The organism is Azospirillum isscasi (assembly GCF_030849505.1).
GTDB classification, from domain to species: Bacteria; Pseudomonadota; Alphaproteobacteria; order Azospirillales; family Azospirillaceae; genus Azospirillum; species Azospirillum isscasi.
On record NZ_JAUJFI010000278.1, the window covers coordinates 1 to 3,760 of the forward strand.

The window sequence follows — 3,760 nt, forward strand, 5'->3', positions numbered from 1 at the left end:
GACTGCGCGACCGCATCGCGGCCTCGCCGCTGTGCAACTCCCGCCTCAAGGTTCGCCATATCGAACGCGCCTACCGCACGATGTGGCGGCGGTGGTGCATCACATCCGACGAGGGCATCAAAACCCGATAAAGTAGTGCTTTTGCTAAATTTATGAGCTAAAATTCGCTTTTACAAAGCACGCAAACGAAAAGTCTGCCAGGACTAGGAGCCTCGACGATGACCATGCAGTCCACGGATGCAACCTCGCCTCTCCCGCCCGCCGTGGACGCGACCAGCACAATTGTAATCGGGTCCGCAACGGTCGACGAGGCGGTGCGCCAGGAGGTGCTGTTCATCAGTCCGACGGTGCAGGATTATGAAAGCCTGCTCTCCGGTGTGCGCGCGGGAGTGGAAGTTGCCGTTCTGGACCCGGACCGCGATGCCATGCGGCAGATCGCCGACTATCTGCGCGGGCGCACGGGCGTCGAGGTTGTTCACATCATAAGCCACGGTTCCGCCGGGCGGCTGGTTTTCGGCACTGGCGATTTATCGGCCGAAACCCTGGAAGGATACCGGCCGGAACTGGATGCCATTCGTGCCGCCTTGGCTCCGAACGGCGACATCCGGCTTTACGGTTGCAATATCGGCGAGGGTCCGGCGGGCATTGCGTTCATATCCAGCCTGGCGACGCTGACGGAAGCCGACGTTGCCGCTTCGGTCGACCTCACCGGCGGGGGGATTGACGGCAACTGGGACTTGGAAGCCCAGACAGGCGACATCGAGTCCGGCAGTGTCCTGACCGCCGAGGCGGAGGCCGCTTATGAAGGAGTATTGAGCGTCGCCTCCTTCTCGACCAGCGTCAGGCCAAGCGGGTTTCCCTCCTGCATGGCCGGCGGTTCGACGAGGTGGGTCATTGGCGACTTTGACAATGACGGCGATATGGACATTCTGGTCCAGACCAGCAGCATAGCGGGAAGTGCCGTCAGTTACTTGCGCAACGACGGCGGTGGCAACTACTCAGTTATCGCCCAGCCGAATGGCAGCGCATTCACCGCCGGGCCGTTCAGCGGTATCTATTTCAGCAATCTCACCAACGGCAACACATACGTCAGTGACTATGACTATGATGGTGATTATGACATATACGAGCCTCTGAGCCGCCGCTACCTGGAGAACAACAACGGCAGTTTCTCGATCGGCGTCAAGCCGAGTGCGTTTCCATCCTGTATAACCGGTGGTTCGACGAGGTGGATCACCGCTGACTTCGACAATGACGGTGACATGGACATCCTGGTCCAAGCCGCAAGCATAGCGGGAAGTGCCGTCAGCTACTTGCGCAACGACGGCGGCGGCAACTATTCGGTTATCGACCAGCCAAACGGCAGCGCATTCACCGCCGGGCCGTTCAGCGGTATCTATTTCAGCTTGCTCACCAATGGTAATACGTATGTCGGCGACTACGACGGGGATGGCGATCTCGATCTTTATGAGCCTCTGAGCCGCCGCTACCTGGAGAACAACAACGGCAGTTTCTCGATCGGCGTCAAGCCGAGTGCGTTTCCATCCTGTATAACCGGTGGTTCGACGAGGTGGATCACCGCTGACTTCGACAATGACGGTGACATGGACATCCTGGTCCAAGCCGCAAGCATAGCGGGAAGTGCCGTCAGCTACTTGCGCAACGACGGCGGCGGCAACTATTCGGTTATCGACCAGCCAAACGGCAGCGCATTCACCGCCGGGCCGTTCAGCGGTATCTATTTCAGCGGCAACATCACCAATGGGAACACGTACATAAGCGACTACGACGGGGATGGCGACCTCGATCTCTATGAACCATTGACCGGTCGATATCTGGTCCAAAGCGGCGCTGCACCGGTCCTGAACCGCATAACCTCGACACCCGGCGATGGCGCCACCAACGTAAGCGTGAGCGCGAATCTTGTCTTCAAGTTCAGCGAGGCGGTAACCGTCGGCACGGGTTCCAACAACCACATCATCATCCGAAATTTCGCCACAGGAGCAATCGTCGAGTCGATTGCCGCCAATTCTTCTCAAGTTACCGGCAGCGGTTCAGACACGGTCACCATCAACCCAACCAACGACCTTCTTGCCGGCACCCAATATTATATTGAGCTGGAAAGGGGAGCGTTCTTCGACTCCGATGGCCACATCGTTGGACAACTGGAGCAAAACCCGATCATTCAGCACGGCGCCATTATTGGCGCGCTAACGTCGAAGTACTATTTGGATTTCACGACTGGGGGTGGCGGCAGCCCTGCTCCGACCGTGACGCTCTCGGTCAGCTCGGCGTCGCTGGCCGAGGCGGCGGGCACCGCTACCGTCACGGCAACCCTGAGCGCTGCGGCAGCCTCCGATACCACGGTCACGCTGACGGCCACCGGCACGGCGACGGGCGGCGGCACCGACTATACCCTGTCCTCGACCAGCATCACCATTCTGGCCGGCCAGACCACGGGCACGGCGACCATCACGGCGGTGCAGGACACGCTGGACGAGGCCGACGAGACCATCATCCTCGACATCACCGGCGTCAGCGGCGGTGGCGGGGCGACCGAGAGCGGCACCCAGCAGGTCACGGCCTCCATCACCGACGATGACCCGACGCCCACCCTGTCCATTGCCGACGTGAGCCAGGCGGAGGGCGACAGCGGCACCTCCACCATGACCTTCACGGTCAGCCTGAGCGCCGCATCAGGAAAGACGGTGACGGTCGATTACGCGACCTCCAACGGTACCGCAACGTCTGGCAGCGACTACAGCGCCACCAGCGGCAGCCTGACTTTCAACCCCGGCGACACCAGCAAGACCTTCACCGTCACCATTGCCGGCGACACCACGACCGAATCGGACGAGACCTTCACGGTCACGCTGTCCAACGCCTCGAATGCCACCCTTGGCACCGCCACCGCCACCGGCACCATCTCCAACGACGAAATCAGCTATCCCTCGGTGTCCTCGATCAACCGGGCGACGCCATCGGCCTCGATCACCAATGCCTCGACCGTGACCTATCAGGTCACCTTCAACCAAAGCGTGACCGGGGTAGGGACGAACGACTTCACACTGACCACGTCCGGGCTGACCGGGGCGTCGGTTTCAAGTGTGAGCGGCAGCGGCTCGATCTACACGGTGACGGTGGCCACCGGCAGTGGCGACGGCACTTTGCGTCTGGACGTCACGGACGACGACAGCATTCTCAACGGGACGTCGGTCGCGCTTGGTGGTAGCGGGGCGAGCAACGGCAACTATACGTCTGGCCAGACATATACGATTGACAAGACTGTGCCGAGCCTCTCCATCGGCACGGTGTCGACCGACGACCGGATCAACGACGCCGAGGACGAGAGCGCCGTCACCATCGCCGGCACGACGAGCGGGGCCGAGGACGGCCGGGTCGTCAGCGTCACCGTCGGCACGGTCACCCAGACCGCCACGGTCAGCGCCGGGGCCTGGACGACCTCGCTGACCTCGAGCCAGGTCAAGGCCCTGAGCGAGGGCTCGGTCACGATCACCGCGAGCGTCTCCGACCAGGCCGGCAACCCCGCCACGGCGGCCACCCGGACGGTCAGCTACGACCGCACCGCCCCGTCTCTGTCGATCGGCACGGTGTCCGGCGACGACCGGATCAGCGACGCCGAGGACGAGAGCGCCGTCACCATCGCCGGCACCGCCTCCGCCGAGGACGGCCGGGTCGTCAGCGTCACCGTCGGCACGGTCACCCAGACCGCCACGGTCAGCGCCGGGGCCTGGACGAC

The 3,760-nt window shown here is 62.3% G+C and carries 1 protein-coding gene; it reads left to right on the plus strand.

Translation table 11 applies throughout. The features are described 5' to 3' along the window. Positions 1–218 precede the first annotated feature (218 nt). A partial coding sequence (locus QSG27_RS28060; RefSeq protein ID WP_306712033.1) for a DUF4347 domain-containing protein occupies positions 219–3,760 on the plus strand: 3,542 nt, incomplete at its 3' end.